This window comes from Citrobacter freundii complex sp. CFNIH4 (genome assembly GCF_002934505.1).
Taxonomy (GTDB): domain Bacteria; phylum Pseudomonadota; class Gammaproteobacteria; order Enterobacterales; family Enterobacteriaceae; genus Citrobacter; species Citrobacter freundii.
Window position 1 is genome coordinate 3,002,864 of the sequence record NZ_CP026231.1, and the last position, 20,567, is coordinate 3,023,430.

Genomic DNA, 20,567 nt, shown 5'->3' on the forward strand with positions numbered 1-20,567 from the left:
AAAAAATAATGGCAAGTTACTTTATTGGTGTGGATGTCGGAACCGGAAGCGCCCGTGCTGGCGTGTTTGATCTCAACGGCAGAATGGTCGGCCAGGCCAGTCGGGCCATCGAGATTTACCGTCCGCAGGCCGATTTTGTTGAGCAGTCTTCCGATAACATCTGGCAGGCGGTGTGTAACGCGGTTCGCGATGCGATTAACCAGTCGGATATCAACCCTATCCAGGTGAAAGGTCTGGGCTTTGACGCGACCTGTTCACTGGTGGTGTTGGATAAAGAAGGTAAACCGCTGACCATTAGTCCGTCCGGGCGCAGCGAACAGAATATCATTGTGTGGATGGATCACCGCGCCATTACTCAGGCTGAGCGCATTAACGCCCTGCATCATCGGGTGCTGGACTACGTTGGCGGTATTATCTCCCCGGAAATGCAAACGCCCAAACTGCTGTGGTTGAAGCAACATATGCCCAACACCTGGGCCAATGCGGGATACTACTTTGACCTGCCCGATTTCCTGACCTGGCGCGCAACGGGCGATGACACGCGCTCACTGTGCTCGACGGTGTGTAAATGGACCTATATGGGCCATGAAGACAAATGGGATGACAGCTATTTCCGCCAGATTGGGCTGGAAGACTTGCTGGAACATGATGCTGCCAAAATTGGTCGCTACGTGAAAACCATGGGCGAACCGCTCGGTCATGGCCTTTCTGCGCGCGCCGCCAGCGAAATGGGGCTGATTCCGGGGACCGCTGTCAGCGTCTCGATCATCGATGCCCACGCCGGTACGCTCGGCACGCTCGGCGCGAGCGGTGTCTCTGGCGAGGTGGCGGATTTTGACCGCCGCGTCGCGCTGATTGGCGGCACCTCTACCGGACACATGGCGATTTCCAAAGAGCCGCGTTTTATCGGCGGCGTTTGGGGTCCTTACTACTCAGCAGTGCTGCCAGAATACTGGCTTAACGAAGGTGGACAGTCGGCAACCGGGGCGTTAATCGACCACGTTATTCAGTCGCATCCTTGTTACGAAACCTTGTTGACCCAGGCGAAATCTCAAGGGCAGACCATTTATGAAGTGCTGAATGCGCTGCTGCGTAAAATGGCCGGTGAGCCGGAAGATATCGCATTTTTAACCCGTGACATGCACATCCTGCCCTATTTCCACGGCAACCGTTCACCTCGCGCCAACCCAACGCTCACAGGCGCAATCACCGGACTGAAGCTGTCGCGCACGCCGGAAGATATGGCTTTACAGTACCTCGCGACCATCCAGTCCATTGCGCTGGGAACCCGTCATATCATTGAAACGATGAATCAAAGCGGCTACACCATCGATACCATTATGGCCAGCGGCGGCGGGACGAAAAACCCGATCTTCGTTCAGGAGCATGCCAACGCCACCGGCTGTGCGATGCTGCTGCCTGAAGAGAGCGAAGCCATGCTGCTGGGTGGCGCCATGATGGGAACTATCGCCGCGGGCGTGTTCGATACCTTCCCGGAAGCAATGTCAGCGATGAGCCGGATTGGTAAAACGGTTACCCCGCAGACTAATCGCATTAAGCAGTACTACGATCGCAAATATCGGGTATTCCACGAGATGTATCAGGATCATATGAAATACCGCCAGTTGATGCAGGAGGACGCATGAGTAACTCCTGGTCTCAGGCCAGCGGCGTATTCCAGCTCTATAGCGATGCCCTGGCGGGGCTGGGGCAGCATCTGACTGAACCTGTCTGGCAGTCGCTGATGGCGGAGCTGCGCGGTTGTCAGGGCAAAATCGTCGTCACCGGCGTCGGTACCTCTGGCATTGCAGCACGTAAAGTCGCACATATGCTTGCCTGCGTGGAACGTCCGGCGATTTACCTCAACGCGACGGATGCAGCGCATGGCGATCTCGGTTTTTTACGCGCCGACGACCTGGTGATTATGCTGTCGCGCGGGGGTAATTCGGACGAGCTCACCCGGCTGCTGCCCGGGCTGGCTGCGAGGAATGTGCCCATCCTGAGCGTGACTGAAAACGCGGATTCGGCCATCGCTAAAGCATCGAAGCTAGTGATTTCCACTGGCGTTCAGCAAGAGGCCGACCCGCTGAACATGTTGGCTACCACCTCTATTTTACTGGTGCTGGCTATCTTTGACGCCGCCTGCGCCTGTCTGATGAGCGAGAGCGGCTACTCAAAGGAAACGCTGCTGGCGGTACATCCGGGCGGCGATGTGGGATTAACGCTGAGTCGTGAGAAGTAACGCCAGACAGCTGTTACGGAGGTAATGAATCTGTTGCCTCCGTCGTATTGCTACGTTCACTTTAGGTTTTTCACTTCTCTGAGAGAGCATGTTCATACCTCCCTCCTCCGGCATTACCACCTCTGGCATTTTTTATATCTCAACAAAAAGATAAAACAGTGAAAAAACGGATTAACGCGCTGCGTTCCACTCCCGCTATCTGTTCCGCACGTTAAAAATTCTGTGACGCTCTCCAGCATTCCTGGTGGAAAGTATTCCATTCCTCAAATCTATGAGCAAACTTTAGCTATTCTTATCAAACATACTTACGGGAGACCCTACAGATGATGTCAACGCTTGCTCCGCCATCTGTACTTTCCGCTCCCCAGCGCCGTTGCCAGGTTCTGCTGACGCTTTTCCTGCCGGGGCAAATCGCGACTACACAAACCTTCAGCAGCCTCAACGGTGTCGATGATGCCACGGTTCAGGAAGATATTATTGGCGCAGGGCTCGAAATCCAGCGCTATCACCGGCTCACGATAGCCACCGCGCAGAATGGTGGCTATGCGATCGAAGGAACCCCGCTAAATCAGCGTCTGTGTCTGTTGCAGTGGCTGCGCCGTGGCCTGCGGATTTGCCCTACTTTTATCGCTCAGCATTTCACGCCCACTTTAAAAATTGCTCTTAAACAACAAGGTATCGCACGTACTCTGTATGACGACACCAATCTGCATGCGCTCATCAATCTGTGCTCCCGGCGCTTACAGAAGCCGTTTGAGTGTCGTGACATCCAGTTCCTGCGCTTGTATTTACAATATTGTCTGCTACAGCACCACGCGGGGATCACCCCGGAGTTTAATCCACTCCAGCAACGGTGGGCGCAATCCTGCGCGGAGTATCCGCTCGCCGAGGAAATTGGCCGCCACTGGCAGCGCCACGTCATGCAAAGTGCGCCGCTGGGCGAATCGCTGTTTATGGCGTTGTTATTCTCAATGATCCGCATCCCCGACCCGATCCGCGATAATCACCAGCAGGATCGCCGCTTGCGCCTTGCTATTGCGCGGCTGGTGTTGCGTTTTCGCGAGTATGGCAACGTGCGCTTCAGCGACGAGCAAGGGCTGAATGACCAGTTGTATATCCACCTGGCCCAGGCACTAAACCGCAGCGTATTTGCCATCGGCATTGATAACACGCTACCGGAGGAGTTCAGCCGACTTTATCCCCGGCTGGTTCGAACTACCCGCGAGGCGATTCACGGCTTTGAAGCGGAATACGATGTCCAGTTTTCAGAAGAAGAGATCGGCCTGGTCGCCGTTATTTTCGGCGCCTGGCTGATGCAGGAGAAGGATTTGCACGAAAAGCAGATTATCCTGCTGACCGGTAGTAACGAACAACTTGAAGCGCATATAGAACAACAGCTGCGCGAACTGACGCTGCTGCCGCTCAACGTAAAACACATGCCGATGCAGGACTTTCAAAAAGAGGGAGCGCCGCGTGGCGTAACGCTGATTATTACACCGTACACCACGCCGCTACCGCTGTTTTCTCCCCCGCTGATTCATGCGGATCTGGCGCTTACGTCTCACCAGCAGCAGCAAATCCGCAAAATCCTTGAATCATAACGTCGCAGGCTGCGCCACGACTTTCGGGCGCAGAACGATAGCTGGTAGCGCCACCAGCGCCATCACCCAGAATACGCCGCTGCCCAGGTTCTGGTACAGATAGCCGGCGAAAACGGTCATGATGGCGATACTGCCGCCCATCGCCACCGCAGAATATACCGCCTGCAGACGAATCACTTCACTGCCCTGTCGCGCAGCAATGTAACGCATCGCCGCCAGGTGGCAGACGGTAAACGTTCCGCAATGCAGGATTTGCACCACAATCAGCCATGGCAGCTCTGTGCTCCAGCCCATCAGCCCCCAACGCGCCACGCCGCAAACGGCGGAAAGCAGCAGAAGATCGCGAGCGCTAAAGCGGCGGAACAGCTTGTGGCTGAGCGCAAAAATAATCACTTCCGCCACCACGCCTAATGACCATAAATAGCCCACCGCCGAAGCGGAATACCCGGCAGACTGCCAGTAAATGGCGCTGAAACCGTAATAAGCTGCATGTGCGCCCTGCAGCAGACTCACGCAGGCCAGAAAACGCCAGCTTTGGGTTATTAGCGCGCGCCAGGCGGGCCATCCTGCGCTCTCCTGCTGACGGTTTTCACCCGCTGGTTGCACGCTCGGGCGAATCATCATGCCCAGCAGCATTGAGGCGGCGCCAAGCGATAACAGGACCAGGATCACCCGATAGTCGAACAGGCTCACCAGTTTGCCGGTCAACGCAGAGCCGATCACAAAGGCCACGGATCCCCACAGTCGCACCCGACCGTAATCCATGGTTATCTGTTTTTGCCAGGTGTTGGCCAGTGCGTCGGTCAGCGGCACCAGCGGCGAGAAAAACAGGTTAAAGCCGACCATCACCACCATCAGCCACGCCACGTTAGTCCCCGCCCAGAAGGCCAGCGCAAACACCAACGTCAACAAGGCCAGAATACGTAACGCTGAGATCAGCCGAGAGGGATCGCTCACACGCGGTGCAATCAGCAAGCTACCGAGAAAACGGGCAATCAGCCCCGCGCCCAGCAGTAAGCCGATGGTTTCCGGCGTCAGCCCTAACCCTTCGAGCCAGACGCTCCAGAAAGGCAGAAAGATACCGTAGCTAAAGAAGTAGGTGAAATAACCGAGCGCCAGCCAGCGCGTGGAATGCAAAGCCATGAATCCCTCCCGTTTGGAGGCGATAGTCTGGCGACAAACGCAGGCTGGCGCAAGAGAGCATTAACAGGCAGATAACATGATTTTTGCCCTATTCGACGCTAATTTGCATCGCAAAATGGCAGCGTTCTCCCTGCGCTAAAACCTGCAATCCCGGCTGCCCCTGCATGTTGTGGGCATTCACCGGATGCGTTTGCGGCTCCAGGCACAGGAACTCCTCACCCGACATTCTGAACAGCATCAACCACGGAGTTTGCGCTAAAATCGTGACTTTCATCACATCTCGCTGAATAACGGCCCGCCCGCTCCAGCCAGAATATCCGACATTCAGCCAGCTATCCTCACCGTATTGCGCATGCATGAAATCCGCCGCTGAAGGGATATCGCGTTGCCATTCCAGCGGCAGATGCTGTTCCCCCTCCGGCCAGTAACCGCCGGCGGTGAACTGCGCCGTGCTGCGCTTATCAAAGGCGAAAAACGGATGGAACCCGCAGCCATAGATCATTGGCTGTTCACCGCAATGAGTGAGCGTCAACGAGGCGTGCAGGCTTGAGGTTTCCAGTTGATAACAAAGCCGCGCCGTATAGTCGTAGCCGCAGGGGTGCCAACTGCGCAACTGCAGCAAACAGCCGCTTTGGGTAGCGGTAATAATCTGCCAGCGTTGCAGCCAGCCGTCACCGTGCAGGAAGAAAGTGTCGTCTGCGCGATGCTGAGGTAAAACCACATCTTCACCGCGCAGCATAAAACGATTTCCCGCCACCCGATTCGCGACCGGCAGCATCGGGAACAGGCCGCAATCACCAGGCTGCTGACCATGACCTTCGCGTAAAATGGCCTGTTGATGTTGTAACGAAACCAGGCTTAATAGAGAACCGCCCTGCGGATCGACGCACATCCGCAGATGTGCGTTTTGTAGCGTCAGCAGACCATCCATTAGCGGGCGCTTCGCGGTTGGGTTGATGCACCAACTTTTGTATGCTGCGCCGCCAGCTGTTCTTCCAGCGCTTCCAGCGTCACGCCTTTGGTTTCCGGTACATTACGCAGAACATAGATGAAGCCCATCGCGCAAATCACACCGTACAGCAGGAAGCTTCCCGACGCGCCCAGACTCGCATTGAGCAGCGGGAAGGTATAGGTCAGCAGGAAACAAGCAATCCACAGCGCCAGCGTCCCCAGCGACATTGCCAGCCCGCGCACGCGGTTGGGAAAAATTTCTGATAGCAGCACCCAGGTCACCGGCGCCAGCGTCAGAGCATAAATCGCGATTGCCGCCAGCACCAGAACCAGAACCGGCCAGCCCATAATGCCCAACCCGTACGCCCCGGCAATCAGTACGTAGATAACCGTCAATCCTGACGCGCCGAACAGCATCAGTTTACGACGGCCAATTTTGTCCACTAACGGCAGAGCGGCAAGGGTAAAGACCAGATTGATGATCCCTGTCGCCACGATCGATTTTAACGTACCGTTGATGTCGAATCCGGCAGAGGCGAAGATCTCCTGCGCATAGTTGAAAATAACGTTGATCCCACACCACTGCTGGAACACTGCCAGCACCATGCCAATAATCACGATCGGTTTGATCTGCGGTTGTAACAGCGTTGACCACGCGACCTTGTGATTATCTTTTTGCAGCGTATGTTCAATCTCTTTCAGCGTTTGCCCGGCATATTCCGCCGAACCAATGCGCTGCAGCATGGCACGCGCACGATCGGCTTTGCCCGCTTTCACCAGCCAGCGCGGCGATTCAGGTACAAAGAACATCAGCACCAGGAAAATTACCGCAGGCACTAATTCAGCACCAAACATCCAGCGCCAGCCTGTCTGACCGTTCCAGCTTTCAACAATTGCCTGCTGCGTAGCGCCTGTGGCAACAGGTTCGGCAATCATCAGGTTGATAAGCTGCGCCGCCAGCACGCCAATGACGATGGTGAGCTGGTTAACGGCAACAAAGCGACCACGCTTTTCAGCGGGGCTGACCTCGGCGATATACAGCGGACTTAGCGCAGACGCCAGACCAATCCCCACGCCACCCACAATGCGATAGACAATAAACATGTCGAAATTGCTGGCGACGGCAGTTCCCCAGGCAGAAGCGCTAAAGAGGATCGCTGAAAGAATCAGCGGCATTTTTCGGCCAAATTTATCGGCGCACCAGCCGGAAATCAGTGCGCCAAAGATACAACCAACCAGCGCGGAACTCATCGCCCAGCCGGATTGCGCCGGATCGGTAATCGAGAAATATGCTTCATAGAAGGGTTTTGCCCCGCCGATCACCACCCAGTCATAGCCAAACAGTAAACCTCCGCAGGCCGCAACCAGGCAGATAGTCCAGACATAACCAATCTTTAAATGTGTCTGCGCGTTATTCATTATGATTCCTCTTTCAGGGAAACGCAGGGTACAGTAGGTTTCGGGTGAGGTTATCCCCCACCCGTTTAGGGTATTACTGGAAAAGCCTTACGTTAATGGCGTGACGCAGCAGTAATGCCTTGTCATGTGCCGGATTGAGTTGCAGGAGTTCATCAAGTTCACGCTGACAGGCGGCGCTATTTCCTAGCCCCAGATGCCCGAGCGCATTGATAAACAGGCAGTGTTGCTGGTGTTTTGCTTCTGCTGAGGTATCCAGCACCACCAGGTCGGGTAGCGATACGGCAAAGAAATCGACATCCGGCACGTTGTCGTGATGCGACTCAACCCATTGCAGGAAGCTATTGAACAGAGCGTCCGCCTCTGCATCATCGCCAAGTTTTCTCTGCGCCATACCCTGCCAGAAGAGATAGTCCACTGGCTGGTCGTTGTAGTAACGTCCGGCATCCAGTGAGCTTCCGCCGCGCGTCGCACGGGAGAAGTAGCGCTGAGATTCTTCGAAATGGCCTTGCAGCTGCGCGCAATACCCCAGCAAATACCAGATGTCGTTATCCGTTTGCCCTGGCAAACGGCCTTCCCCGAGGTTTTGCGGATAGTGCAGCGCCTGTTGCAGTTGCGTAATAGCAGTTTGCGGGTCGCCGGACTGCACGGCAGCCAGCGCGCGATGTAATTGATTAAGCAGATATTGCCCGGTGGCTTTACCTTCACCGCCTTCCCACGGATGGAACACCCGCTCACGTAATACTGCGGCGGCATCGTCATAGCGCCCCAACCCATTCCACAAGCTGAGCAGTTCCACCGTCAGATCATCACGCTGGAAGACAATCTCTTTGCTGGCTTCCAGCCGCTGCAGACGCTGTTCAGCCGGTTGTGCCATCAGCTTGTTGAGATAGTCGAGTTCAAACAGGAAGCGGGCATTTTGCGGCTCCAGCGCCACGGCTTGCGACAGATACTGTTTCGCCTGCTGCGCATCGTGCAGTTTGTTCCAGGCGTAAATCCCCAGTAAACGATGCGCCGGAGCGAAATCCGCTTCCTGCGCAAGCGTGAACTGCCAGCAGGAAACCGCCTCGGCATAACGCCGTTTGCTGTACCAGAAACAGCCGAGTAAAAAGCGGGCAAAAGCGCTTTGCTCAAGAGTTTGCAGCATCTGCACTTCATCCAGCGTATTGGGGAAACGCACGCGGTTTTGCAGACACTCACGAGCACGTTCAATGAAGGGTTGTGGATTATCGCTCAGCGAGGCGCGCCACAGCATCGGCAGCGTTTCCTGGCTGTCGAGCAGTTCCAGCACGCCACGGGCAGCATCCTTTTGCCCCAAAGAGGTCAGCCAGCCTGCCAGTTCACACGCGTTGGTCCCGCGACGCCCGGTAATCGAGATCAGCGCAAGCGCTGTCGCCTCGTCCTGGCAGATAGCCCAGCGCGCATAGTGCAGGGTATAGCTCAGCGGATAATCCACCAGCTGTTGGCGAATGTAGTCCAGCGCTTGCGCATTGCGATCAAGCTTTGCCAGCGCCAGCGCTTTCAATCCCATCGCCAGGTTATTACTGCCGTTAAAGCGCAGGCTCTGCTCCACCTTTTCCAATGCGCCAGCGTAGTCCTGACGCTTCATCGCCAGACGCGCTAACGACCAGAAAGCCGCATCCCGGCAGTTGCCGCTCCAGCTGGCCTTATAATAATTATCCCACGCGCTGTCATCATCGCCCTGACGTTCCTGTGCGGCGGCCAGCAGCATACTCGCCTCGCCATCACGCGGATTTTTATTGAGCTTATGCGCCCGCTCCAGCGCCTTGCCGGCACATTTTGCCGCCAGCGCCCAGTCCGCGCGGTTTAGCGCCAGCGTCCCCAGGGCCACATTATTGCGGTAGTCCAGCGGATCAACGTCCAGCGCGCGGCGATAATAATCTTCGGCATAGCGGCTGGCATGGTTGTACTGCTCCAGATGCTGACCAATAAAATAGAGTTCATCGGTATTAGAAAGCGCTTCTGGCAGCGCTGGCGCGACGGCCGCCGATGGCAGTGGTAACTCTTGCGCGATGTGCTCTTCGTACTGCAAAAGCGTAGTGCCATCGGCGCCAGTGACAGTCATCGTTACCCGCGCATGATTATCGTCAGACACATCAGCCAGCCAGCTTTGTCCGGGCTCCAGGGTCAGCGTATGCTCATAGAACGGTTGTCCATCGGCAGAAAGGGTAATCTGCACGTCGTGCAGCGGCGCAATCGCATAAATGCCCACAGAAAGCTGGTTACTCTCACGTACCAGACGAAGCGCCAACTGCGTACTGGCGTTTTGCACCATGCCCAGTTCGCTGTAGGGCAGGAAGTTTTGTACGAAGACTTTCTCTTCGTACGGCGCAAGCCAGGTGAAATCCGGCTGGTTGTCGGTAAAGACCCCGGTCATCAGTTCAATATAAGGACCGTTGTCATCGGTAAGGTTACGATCCCAGGCAACGCCAAAGTCGCCATAGCCCCAGGTCCACTGTTTTTTCCCTGGCGAAACGTGGTGGTCAGCCACATGTAGCAGCCCGCCTCGCTCACCGTGATGCCATGCGCCAACAAAATCATAATCTGATTTTTCAGCCATGTAGGAGGTCGGTACCGGCACGTTTTTGTAGCGCGAGATATCCACGCCAGCCGAGTAGTCCACTTTATAGTATGTGCCGGTGGCGATAGGAAACGCAGAAACATCACGCTTACCGTGGTCAAATACTGCGGTCACATCCGGCGGAAACACGCTCTGGTGATCGTCGCCGCCCTTCACCGCTGGATTCGCCCACCATAAAAAATGGCGCGGCGTAGCGTTACCGTTAAACACCTTCCCGGTTATCTCGATCAGGGCGCGATCCGGATACAGCGTAAATCCGGTCATCACCTGTAAACCGCGCATAGGTTCTACCTCACCCATCCATACGGTATATTCGCCATGCTCACCCTGCTGCTGCGTAAAATCGACTGGCATAAAAGTGGTTGGGCGATGATGCTGCGGCCAGTTAAATTCAATGCCACCAGAGATCCACGGCCCAAGCAAACCAACCAGAGCGGGCTTCACCACTTCGTTGTAGTAGACAAAATCGCGTTGCTGTACTTTGTCATACGCTCGATGAATACGCCCGCCTAACTCCGGCAACAGCATGACGCGAATGAAGTCATTCTCCATCCACACCGCCTGATAGTCGCGCATTTCACGTTTGCCGGTCAGCGTATCAATCACGCCATACGGATACACCGCGCCAGAAGATCCCTGGTAAACCCGCTTTTCCAGAAACATTGGGTTGGCATCTTCTTCACCCGCCGTCCACGTTGGGAGGGTGATCGTTTCTTGCCAGACTTTAACTGAACCGTACATGCCGCTCTCCACTCAATAAGCAAAAGTAAAAATTCAACTTGATGCTATTCTGCGGCAGTTAAGTGGCGCTAAAATGCGCAATGCTCACGCAATATAGTTAAGGGAGTTAAGTGAATGCAGCGTTCGGGGTTCAACAACGCCAGGGTTCGTCAGGCGAATAAGCAGATCTTTTTGTCGCACCTGTGGCGGGAAAAGCAGCTCAGCAAGTCACAGCTGGCGCAGCTCACCAGCCTGTCGATCCCGGCGGTCAGCAATATCCTCGAAGAGCTGATGGATGAGGGGAGAATCAGTCATTCGCGAAAAACCTTAAGCCAGCGCGGTTTGAGCAGCGGCAGCTATCATTTGCCAGAAAAAGGCGCATGGACGCTATGTATCAACGTCACCCCTACCAGTATCACCAGCCAACTGGCGGACGCACGGCTGGTTGCCATCGGCGACTGGCGTCATGAAGTCATTAAGCCGGAAACCCCCAAAGCGCTGCTGTCAGCCCTGGCTGCACACTGGCGGGAATACCGTCGACAATTTCCCGAGGTCACGATTAATCTGGCGCTCGGCGTTCACGGCCAGGTTGATCCGATCACCGGCGCATCAAAAACCATGCCCCAGGCCCCGTGGAAAACACCGGTGGAAATAAAATATCTGCTGGAAGAGATGCTCGGCGTACAGGTCCGCCTGGACAATGACTGCGTGATGCTGGCGCTGGCCGAAAAATGGCAAAACCCAGCGGCTAACGGTGATTTTTGCGTGATTAACGTTGATTACGGTATCGGCTCATCGTTTGTGATTAACGACAATATCTGGCGCGGTAGTCTGTATGGCAGCGGCCAGATTGGACACACCATCGTTCATCCCGATGGAATTGCCTGTGACTGCGGTCGCTATGGCTGTCTGGAAACGGTGGCGTCATTGAGCGCGTTGAAAAAACAGGCCCGCGTGTGGATGAAATCGCAGCCGACGTCCCTTTACGATCCGGAAACGCTCACCACCGACCAGCTTATTACTGCCTGGCAGAACGGTGATGTTCGTATTCAGGCCTGGGCCGAGCATGCAGCCAACGCCATTGGGCTTAGTTTATATAACTTTCTGAATATACTGAATATTAATCAGATATGGTTGTACGGTCGTAGCTGTGCTTTTGGCGATAGCTGGCTCAATACCTTGGTGCAGCAAACTGGGTTTAACCCGTTTGATCACGGTGATAACCCGCGCGCCAGAGCGACTCAGATAAGCTTCGGTCAGCTCAATCGTGCCCAGCAACTCATGGGAATTGGCTATCTGTATGTCGAGTCACAGCTCAGCGAGTTGTAACCATTACACCGTCAGACTCACGGCCAAACGTTCATGTACCGTGGCGATAAAATCGGTCAGTGCCGGTTTGAGAGATCCTTTTTTCCACGCCATCAGCAACGCGATGGTTGGGACATCACCAATAATTGGCCGAAAAACCACCTGTCCGGTATTAAAATTATTCATATAACCGGGTATCAAAGTCACCCCCAACCCCATGCCGACCAGGTTCATGGTCACCAGAATGTTGGTTGCCACTTGCACAATGTTAGGCTGGCTTTTTTGCTGCTGAAACCAGTTTTTGACAATCATCGCTAACGCGCCGGAATAGGCCGGATCGGTGCTGACAAAATTCACGCCGTGTAGTTGTTCTGCGGAGATTGCCTGCTCATCAGCTAACGGATGATTCACCGGTAACACAACTACCAACGGCTCATGAATCAGCTCCAGATAATCGAGATCCGGGCTGTACACCGGGTGGCGCATTAAGCCAACGTCCAGCTCTCCGCTGAGGATCTTCTCTTCCTGCTCGGTGGTGATCAGACTCACCAGTTCAATGTGCGTATCCGGTTGTTTTAAACGAAACAAAGGCAGCACCTTCGGCAACAGATTGACCTCTGCGGAAGGGACAAAGCCAATGGAGAAATGATTATCTTCCTGCACCGTTCTACGGGCACGAACTTTGGCGTTTTCCGCCTGTTCGAGGATCGCCAGCGCATCTTGTAAAAAGCACTCACCGGCCGCCGTCAGCGCAACTTTTCGTTTATCCCGCACCAGCAACGGAACGCCCACGCAGGTTTCAAGATCGCGGATCTGGCTGCTTAACGACGGCTGAGAGGTATGCAGCTTTTCTGCCGCTCGGGTGAAATTCAGCGCCTGCGCCACTGCTACGAAATAGCGTAAGTGCCTCAGTTCCATGCCCTGCTCCTTGTTATCGAAAAAATGTCTCAACTGGTAGAAATTTACTATTTCACAGATTGATAACTAACCAGCAACATCCTTAGGGTACAAAAAAAGAAGGTCAATACATCTTAGCTTTCAGGATTAAAAAATATGACCACACCCTCAAATTTAGACATCTACCAACTGATCGACACGCAAAACGGTCGCGTAACCCCACGAATTTATACCGACCCTGAAATTTACCAACTGGAGCTGGAACGCATCTTCGGACGCTGCTGGCTATTTCTCGCCCACGAAAGCCAAATCCCCAAACCCGGTGATTTTTTTAACACCTACATGGGCGAGGATGCGGTGGTGGTGATTCGCCAGAAAGACGGCAGCATCAAAGCGTTTCTCAACCAGTGTCGCCACCGTGCGATGCGCGTCAGCTACGCCGACTGCGGCAATACCCGCGCCTTCACCTGCCCGTATCACGGCTGGTCTTACGGTATTAACGGCGAGCTGATCGACGTCCCGCTGGAGCCGCGCGCTTATCCGCAAGGTTTATGCAAATCGCACTGGGGGCTGAACGAAGTGCCTGGCGTGGAGAGCTACAAGGGACTGATTTTCGGTAACTGGGATACCTCCGCGCCTGCGCTTGGCGATTATCTCGGCGACATCGCCTGGTATCTCGACGGCGTACTCGATCGTCGTGAAGGCGGCACCGAAATCGTCGGTGGCGTCCAGAAGTGGACCATCGACTGCAACTGGAAATTCCCCGCCGAACAGTTTGCCAGCGACCAGTATCACGCGCTGTTCAGCCATGCCTCTGCGGTGCAGGTGCTGGGAGCGAAAGACGACGGTAGCGATAAGCGCCTCGGCGATGGTCAGACCGCCCGCCCGGTGTGGGAAACTGCCAAAGACGCGCTACAGTTCGGTCAGGATGGGCACGGCAGCGGATTTTTCTTTACTGAGAATCCCGATGCCAACGTCTGGGTCGACGGTGAGGTCTCCAGCTACTACCGCGACACCTACGCGGAAGCCGAGCAGCGTCTGGGTAAAGTTCGCGCCCTGCGTCTGGCCGGTCACAACAACATTTTCCCCACGCTTTCCTGGCTCAACGGTACCGCCACGCTGCGCGTCTGGCACCCGCGTGGGCCGGACCAGGTTGAGGTGTGGGCGTTCTGTATTACCGATAAAGCCGCCTCTGATGAAGTGAAAGCCGCGTTTGAAAACAGCGCCACGCGGGCTTTTGGCCCCGCCGGGTTCCTGGAGCAGGACGACTCGGAAAACTGGTGTGAAATTCAAAAACTGCTGAAAGGTCATCGCGCACGCAACACGAAATTGTGTCTGGAAATGGGGCTTGGCCAGGAGAAACGTCGTGAAGACGGCATTCCGGGGATCACCAACTACATCTTTTCTGAAACCGCCGCGCGTGGCATGTACCAACGCTGGGCCGATTTGCTCAGCAGCGAAAGCTGGCAGGAAGTGCACGAGAAAACCGCCGCCTACCAGCAGGAGGTGATGAAATGGGCACTTTAGTTTCTCTCGAACTGCATCATCGCATCAGCCAGTTTCTGTATGAAGAAGCGCGTATGCTCGACGACTGGCAGTTTCGCGACTGGCTGGCGCAGCTGGATGACGACATTCGCTACACCATGCGTACCACGGTGAACGCCCAGACGCGCGACCGTCGCAAAGGCGTGCAGCCGCCGACTACCTGGATTTTCAACGACAACAAAGACCAGCTTGAGCGCCGCATCGCGCGGCTGGAAACCGGCATGGCCTGGGCGGAAGAACCGCCGTCGCGTACCCGTCATCTGATTAGTAACTTACAAATCAGCGAAACCGACGTGCCCGACGTGTTCGCCGTGCGCCTCAACTATCTGCTGTATCGCGCGCAAAAAGAGCGGGACGAGACGTTTTACGTCGGCACGCGCGTGGACAAAGTCCGTCGTTTGCCCGGCGATGAGTGGCGCTTACTGGCGCGTGAGATCGTGCTGGATCAAGCGGTGATCACCTCCCATAACCTGAGTGTACTGTTCTGATGAGCCGTGTATTTGCCTGCCCTGTAGGGGATTTGCCGGAGGGTGAAGCGCTCCGGCTTGATACCTCGCCCGTCATCGCGCTGTTCAACGTTGGCGGCGAGTTCTATGCCATTAACGATCGCTGTAGCCACGGTAACGCCTCGATGTCGGAAGGCTATCTGGAAGAAGACGCTACGGTGGAATGCCCACTGCATGCCGCCAGCTTCTGCCTGAAAACCGGCAAGGCGTTGTGTTTACCCGCCACCGATCCGCTAACCACCTACGCAGTATATGTGGACGGTAGCGATGTGTTTGTTGATATTCCGGAGGACGCCAGATGAGCGATTTACGCGATAACGTGGTCTTTATCACTGGCGGCGGCTCCGGTCTTGGCCTGGCGCTGGTCGAGCGTTTCATCGAAGAAGGTGCGCGGGTCGCCACGCTGGAACTGTCGCCAGCTAAAGTTGCCAGTCTGCGTCAGCGCTTTGGCGAACATGTGCTGGCTGTGGAAGGCAACGTCACCTGCTACGCCGACTATCAGCGCGCGGTGGATCAAATCCTGATGAATTACGGTACGTTGGACTGTTTTATCGGTAATGCGGGCATATGGGATCACAACGCCTCGCTGGTCAATACGCCTGCAGACGCACTGGAGAGCGGCTTTCATGAGCTGTTTAACGTCAACGTGCTGGGTTATCTGCTGGGGGCGAAAGCCTGCGCCCCGGCACTTATCGCCAGCGAAGGCAGCATCATCTTTACCCTGTCCAATGCGTCGTGGTATCCCGGCGGCGGCGGGCCGTTGTATACCGCCTCTAAACATGCGGCTACCGGGCTGATTCGCCAGTTGGCCTACGAGCTGGCGCCAAAGGTACGTGTTAACGGTGTCGGTCCGTGCGGTATGGCGACAGATCTACGCGGCCCGCAGGCGTTGGGACAAAACGATACATCGATTATGCAGTCGCTGACGCCAGAAAAAATCGCCGCTATTTTGCCGCTACAGTTTTTCCCTGAGCCTGCGGATTTTACCGGTCCGTATGTGATGCTGGCGTCAAAACGCAACAACCGCACATTAAGTGGCGTAATGATCAATGCCGACGCCGGTCTGGGTATTCGCGGTATTCGTCACGTTGCCGCCGGACTGGATCTCTGAGGAGGCGTTATGAACCAAAAAACTATCGCTATCGTCGGCGGCGGCCAGGCTGCTGCTATGGCTGCTGCCGCACTGCGCCAGCAGGGATTTGACGGCGAATTACACCTGTTTTCCGATGAGCAGCATCAGCCCTATGAACGCCCACCGCTCTCCAAAGCGATGCTGCTGGACGACAATCCGCAACTTCAGCCGATACTCCCCGCTGGCTGGTGGCGGGAACACAACGTACAGCTGCATCTGGGTGTTACTGTACAGACGCTCGGCCGCCAAACGCATCAGTTGGTGCTGGCTGATGGGCAGAGTTATCCGTGGGATCGGCTACTGATTGCGACGGGCGCTGCGGCACGCCCCCTTCCGCTGTTAGATAAGCTGGGCGATCGATGCTTTACTCTGCGTCATGCCGCTGATGCCGAGCGCCTGCGCGGCACTTTGTTGCCGGGTAAGTCGATTGTCATTGTCGGTGCGGGCACCATTGGTCTGGAACTGGCGGCCAGCGCGACTCAACGAGGCTGTCAGGTGACAGTGGTGGAGCTGGCACCAACGGTCATGGGCCGTAACGCACCTGCTCCGGTGCGCGACTACCTGCTTGCCCGCCACCAGCAGGCGGGCGTGCGGGTGTTACTCAACAGCGCCATTGAACACGCCGAAGCGGGAGAGTGTCTCTCGCTGACGCTGCAAAACGGCGAGACGCTGCTGGCCGATGTGATGGTTTACGGCATCGGTATCGTGGCCAATGATGCGCTGGCCCGCGAAGCGGGGCTGGAGACGGCGAACGGCATTATCGTTGATAGCGCCTGCACCACCTCCGATCCGGACATTTTCGCCGCCGGTGATGTAGCGATAACGCGCAAGCCCGACGGTTCGTTAGTACGCATGGAAAGCTGGGAAAACGCCAATTTTCAGGCACAGATTGCCGCCGCCGCAATGCTAAATCTGCCGTTGCCGGAGAAGACACCTGGCTGGTTCTGGACCGACCAATTTAATGACAACCTACAATTTGTTGGCGATATGCAGGGAGAAAACTGGTTCATACGCGGCCATTCAGATGCGCATAAAGCAATATGGTTTAACCTGCAGAATGGCGTGATTGTCGGCGCAGTAACGTTGAATCAGGGCCGAGAAATACGTTTATTGAGAAAATGGATTCAGGCAAAGAAAAAGCCACCAATGGCGGCTTTAGTCGATGAAACAATCTTGCTTAAGTCAATATAACTGCCGGATGGCACTTCGTTTATCCGGCCTACATGTGAGTTACCTGTAGGCCGGATAAGGTGTTTACACCGCCATCCAGCAATCAGTATGGCTTACGCGTAAACCGGGAAGCGTGCGCAGATATCCAGAACTTTACCTTTGACGCGCTCGATTACGGCTTCGTCATTGATGTTGTCCAGCACGTCACACATCCAGCCAGCCAGCTCTTTCGCTTCCGCTTCTTTGAAGCCACGGCGAGTGATTGCCGGAGAACCGATACGGATACCGGAAGTCACAAACGGGCTCTTCGGATCGTTCGGTACGCTGTTTTTGTTAACGGTGATGTTAGCGCGGCCCAGCGCGGCATCAGCTTCTTTACCGGTCAGGTTTTTATCAACCAGATCCAGCAGGAACAGGTGGTTTTCAGTACCGCCAGAAACCACTTTGTAACCACGGTTCAGGAACACTTCCACCATCGCTTTGGCGTTTTTAGCAACCTGCTGCTGGTAAACCTTGAACTCAGGCTCCATCGCTTCTTTCAGCGCCACGGCTTTCGCTGCGATCACATGCATCAGCGGGCCGCCCTGCGCGCTTGGGAACACAGCAGAGTTCAGTTTTTTGTACAGCTCTTCGTCACCGCCTTTCGCCAGGATCAGGCCACCGCGTGGACCCGCCAGGGTTTTGTGGGTGGTGGTGGTCACAACGTGTGCGTGTGGAACCGGGTTCGGATAAACACCAGCGGCAATCAGACCCGCAACGTGCGCCATATCGACGAACAGGTATGCGCCGATGCTGTCAGCGATTTCACGCATTTTTGCCCAGTCAACAACGCCGGAGTAAGCAGAGAAGCCACCGATGATCATCTTCGGTTTGTGCTCTTTGGCCTGCTTCGCCATGTCTTCGTAGTCAATTTTGCCGGACTCATCAATACCGTAAGGGATGATGTTGTACAGTTTGCCGGAGAAGTTAACCGGGGAGCCGTGAGTCAGGTGGCCGCCTTGTGCCAGGTTCATACCCAGAACGGTATCGCCCGGTTGCAGCAGAGCGGTGTAAACAGCGAAGTTAGCCTGAGAACCAGAGTGCGGCTGTACGTTAGCGTAGTCAGCGCCAAACAGCTCTTTTGCACGATCGATAGCCAGTTGCTCAACGATATCAACGTACTCGCAACCGCCGTAGTAGCGTTTGCCCGGATAACCTTCAGCATATTTGTTGGTCAGCTGAGAACCCTGCGCCTGCATAACACGCGGGCTGGTGTAGTTTTCGGAGGCGATCAGTTCGATGTGCTCTTCCTGACGTACTTTTTCCTGCTCCATAGCCTGCCACAGTTCGGCATCATAATCGGCAATGTTCATTTCACGCTTTAACATCCGCATCTCCTGACTCAGCTAACAATAGAATTTCGGCCTAAAAAGGCAGTCCCGTTGGACGACGGCCAACAGTATAACCGAATCATTCTTCGATAACAGGTCTTGACAAAGGATTTTACGCAAACGATTACCTTCACGGCACGCAAGGCTTTGGAGAACAAAGGTCTGCTGAATTTCAACGGATTTCTTTTCAGGTTTGTGATGCAGATTTTTCACGATGTAACCTTTACAACGCAAAGTTACAAAGAACCATTTACAATGCAGGGGTATTTTTTATAAGATGTATTTGACATACATCATTAAAGTCTCAGATAAAGGAAGACCGTATGCTTGACGCACAAACCATCGCTACAGTGAAAGCCACCATTCCCCTGCTGGTTGAAACAGGTCCGAAGCTGACCGCACATTTCTATGATCGCATGTTTACGCATAACCCAGAGCTGAAAGAAATTTTCAACATGAGTAACCAGCGGAATGGCGATCAGCGCGAGGCGCTGTTTAACGCGATTGCCGCGTATGCCAGCAATATCGAAAACCTGGCGGCACTGTTGCCAGCGGTTGAGAAAATCGCGCAAAAGCATACCAGTTTCCAGATTAAACCAGAGCAGTACAACATCGTGGGTGGTCATTTGCTGGCAACGCTGGACGAAATGTTCAGCCCAGGCCAGGAAGTTCTGGATGCGTGGGGTAAAGCGTATGGCGTACTGGCGAACGTTTTCATCAACCGTGAAGCGCAAATCTATAGCGAAAATGCCAATAAAAATGGCGGCTGGGAAGGTACCCGTCCTTTCCGCATCGTGGCAAAAACCCCACGCAGTGCACTGATCACCAGCTTTGAGTTTGAACCTGTCGATGGTGGCGCAGTAGCTGAATATCATCCGGGACAATACCTGGGCGTCTGGCTGAAGCCGGAAGGTTTCCCGCATCAGGAAATTCGTCAGTACTCACTGACCCGTAAACCTGATGGCAAAGGCTATCGTATTGCCGTTAAGCGTGAAGACGGTGGTCAGGTTTCCACCTGGCTGCACAACTATGCGAATGTTGGCGACGTTGTTCACCTGGCCGCACCTGCGGGCGATTTCTTTATGGACGTCGCGACCGACACCCCGGTATCTCTGATCTCCGCAGGCGTGGGACAAACCCCAATGCTGGCGATGCTGGACACGTTGGCGAAAGCGAAGCATACGGCGCAGGTTAACTGGTTCCACGCGGCAGAAAATGGCGATGTACATGCCTTCGCTGATGAAGTAAATGAACTCGGCAAAACGCTGCCACGCTTTAGTGCGCACACCTGGTATCGTGAGCCAACCGAAGCCGATCGCGCGAAAGGTGCGTTTGATAGCGTAGGTCTGATGGATTTGAACAAGCTGGAAAGCGCAATCAGCGATCCGGCGATGCAGTTTTATCTGTGCGGTCCGGTTGGTTTCATGCAGTTCGCCGCGAAGCAGCTGGTCGGCCTGGGCGTGAAAAACGAGAACATTCATTACGAATGCTTCGGTCCGCATAAAGTCTTGTAATGTATTACGCGAGTAGGCCGGATAAGGCGTTTACGCCGCCATCCGGCAATCACTCGGCCTGATGCGCTACGCTTGTCAGGCCGACAAATTAACGGCGCGGCTTAGATTGCCGCGTCGTCTTCTTCACCGGTACGAATACGAATAACGCGAGCCACGTCGAAGACAAAAATCTTACCGTCGCCGATCTTGCCGGTCTGGGCAGTACGGATAATGGTGTCGACGCAGGTATCGACGATGTCGTCGGTAACCACAATTTCAATTTTTACCTTCGGCAGAAAATCCACCATATATTCCGCGCCACGGTACAGCTCGGTATGGCCTTTCTGACGGCCAAAGCCTTTCACTTCCGTTACCGTCATCCCGGTGATACCGACTTCTGCCAGCGCTTCGCGGACGTCGTCCAGCTTGAAGGGTTTAATAATCGCATCAATCTTTTTCATGCTATTCCTT

Annotated in this window: 17 protein-coding genes; 10 read left to right on the top strand and 7 right to left on the bottom strand. The window is 54.9% G+C overall.

Annotated elements, in window-relative coordinates; genetic code table 11:
• Positions 1-8: 8 nt before the first annotated feature.
• The 3 genes from C2U41_RS15425 (at position 9) to csiE (ending at position 3,843) form a co-directional block, all read left to right on the top strand.
• On the top strand, positions 9-1,646 hold the full coding sequence (locus tag C2U41_RS15425) for an FGGY-family carbohydrate kinase (RefSeq protein WP_003838426.1): 1,638 nt from the start codon (positions 9-11) through the stop codon (positions 1,644-1,646).
• Positions 1,643-2,242, top strand: coding sequence for a KpsF/GutQ family sugar-phosphate isomerase (locus tag C2U41_RS15430; protein ID WP_103848595.1), 600 nt, complete (start codon positions 1,643-1,645; stop codon positions 2,240-2,242). Before C2U41_RS15425 ends, C2U41_RS15430 begins: the two co-directional genes overlap by 4 nt.
• A gap of 323 nt (positions 2,243-2,565) precedes the next feature.
• A complete protein-coding gene (gene csiE, locus C2U41_RS15435) occupies positions 2,566-3,843 on the top strand; it encodes a stationary phase inducible protein CsiE (RefSeq protein WP_003037652.1) in 1,278 nt (425 codons plus the stop codon).
• Here the strand turns inward: csiE and C2U41_RS15440 are convergent.
• The 4 genes from C2U41_RS15440 to C2U41_RS15455 all read right to left on the bottom strand — a co-directional run bounded on the left by C2U41_RS15440 (position 3,838) and on the right by C2U41_RS15455 (position 10,696).
• Entirely contained in the window at positions 3,838-4,986 is a 1,149-nt protein-coding gene (locus tag C2U41_RS15440; RefSeq protein WP_003037650.1) for a 3-phenylpropionate MFS transporter, read from the bottom strand. The genes csiE and C2U41_RS15440 overlap by 6 nt on opposite strands.
• Positions 4,987-5,074: 88 nt before the next feature.
• Positions 5,075-5,917 (bottom strand): aldose 1-epimerase, encoded by an 843-nt coding sequence (locus C2U41_RS15445; RefSeq protein WP_103848596.1) that lies wholly within the window; start codon positions 5,915-5,917, stop codon positions 5,075-5,077.
• Positions 5,917-7,356, bottom strand: a complete 1,440-nt coding sequence (locus C2U41_RS15450) for a sugar porter family MFS transporter (protein ID WP_003838420.1) — start codon at positions 7,354-7,356, stop codon at positions 5,917-5,919. The genes C2U41_RS15445 and C2U41_RS15450 overlap by 1 nt, the downstream gene beginning before the upstream one ends.
• Before the next feature lie 73 nt (positions 7,357-7,429).
• Positions 7,430-10,696 (bottom strand): DUF5107 domain-containing protein, encoded by a 3,267-nt coding sequence (locus tag C2U41_RS15455; RefSeq protein WP_103848597.1) that lies wholly within the window; start codon positions 10,694-10,696, stop codon positions 7,430-7,432.
• 114 nt (positions 10,697-10,810) lie between these two features.
• On the opposite strand from C2U41_RS15455, the gene C2U41_RS15460 reads away from it, so the two are divergent.
• Entirely contained in the window at positions 10,811-12,004 is a 1,194-nt protein-coding gene (locus C2U41_RS15460) for an ROK family transcriptional regulator (protein ID WP_003847091.1), read from the top strand.
• 3 nt (positions 12,005-12,007) lie between these two features.
• On the opposite strand, the gene hcaR is transcribed toward C2U41_RS15460, so the two are convergent.
• Positions 12,008-12,901 carry a DNA-binding transcriptional regulator HcaR gene (gene hcaR, locus C2U41_RS15465; protein WP_003037638.1) on the bottom strand — a complete coding sequence of 298 codons (894 nt, stop codon included), beginning with the start codon at positions 12,899-12,901 and terminating at the stop codon, positions 12,008-12,010.
• A 135-nt stretch (positions 12,902-13,036) separates the two neighbouring features.
• Between hcaR and hcaE the strand changes: the two genes are divergently transcribed.
• The 5 genes from hcaE to hcaD are packed head-to-tail and all read left to right on the top strand — an operon-like array spanning position 13,037 to position 17,254.
• Entirely contained in the window at positions 13,037-14,407 is a 1,371-nt protein-coding gene (gene hcaE, locus C2U41_RS15470) for a 3-phenylpropionate/cinnamic acid dioxygenase subunit alpha (RefSeq protein ID WP_103848598.1), read from the top strand.
• Positions 14,395-14,913, top strand: coding sequence for a 3-phenylpropionate/cinnamic acid dioxygenase subunit beta (gene hcaF / locus C2U41_RS15475; RefSeq protein ID WP_103848599.1), 519 nt, complete (start codon positions 14,395-14,397; stop codon positions 14,911-14,913). The genes hcaE and hcaF overlap by 13 nt, the downstream gene beginning before the upstream one ends.
• Positions 14,913-15,233, top strand: coding sequence for a 3-phenylpropionate/cinnamic acid dioxygenase ferredoxin subunit (gene hcaC / locus C2U41_RS15480; protein WP_003838408.1), 321 nt, complete (start codon positions 14,913-14,915; stop codon positions 15,231-15,233). The genes hcaF and hcaC overlap by 1 nt, the downstream gene beginning before the upstream one ends.
• Positions 15,230-16,042, top strand: a complete 813-nt coding sequence (gene hcaB / locus C2U41_RS15485; protein WP_016150771.1) for a 3-phenylpropionate-dihydrodiol/cinnamic acid-dihydrodiol dehydrogenase — start codon at positions 15,230-15,232, stop codon at positions 16,040-16,042. Before hcaC ends, hcaB begins: the two co-directional genes overlap by 4 nt.
• Before the next feature lie 9 nt (positions 16,043-16,051).
• The gene (gene hcaD, locus C2U41_RS15490) at positions 16,052-17,254 is read left to right on the top strand and encodes a phenylpropionate dioxygenase ferredoxin reductase subunit (protein WP_103848600.1); all 1,203 of its coding nucleotides are present in this window, start codon (positions 16,052-16,054) and stop codon (positions 17,252-17,254) included.
• Positions 17,255-17,346: 92 nt separating this feature from the next.
• On the opposite strand, the gene glyA is transcribed toward hcaD, so the two are convergent.
• Positions 17,347-18,600 (bottom strand): serine hydroxymethyltransferase, encoded by a 1,254-nt coding sequence (gene glyA / locus C2U41_RS15495; RefSeq protein ID WP_003037627.1) that lies wholly within the window; start codon positions 18,598-18,600, stop codon positions 17,347-17,349.
• Between the two features lie 326 nt (positions 18,601-18,926).
• On the opposite strand from glyA, the gene hmpA reads away from it, so the two are divergent.
• A complete protein-coding gene (gene hmpA, locus C2U41_RS15505; RefSeq protein WP_049002473.1) occupies positions 18,927-20,117 on the top strand; it encodes an NO-inducible flavohemoprotein in 1,191 nt (396 codons plus the stop codon).
• Between the two features lie 101 nt (positions 20,118-20,218).
• On the opposite strand, the gene glnB is transcribed toward hmpA, so the two are convergent.
• Positions 20,219-20,557 (bottom strand): nitrogen regulatory protein P-II, encoded by a 339-nt coding sequence (gene glnB, locus C2U41_RS15510; RefSeq protein WP_002914032.1) that lies wholly within the window; start codon positions 20,555-20,557, stop codon positions 20,219-20,221.
• Between the last annotated feature and the right edge of the window lie 10 nt (positions 20,558-20,567).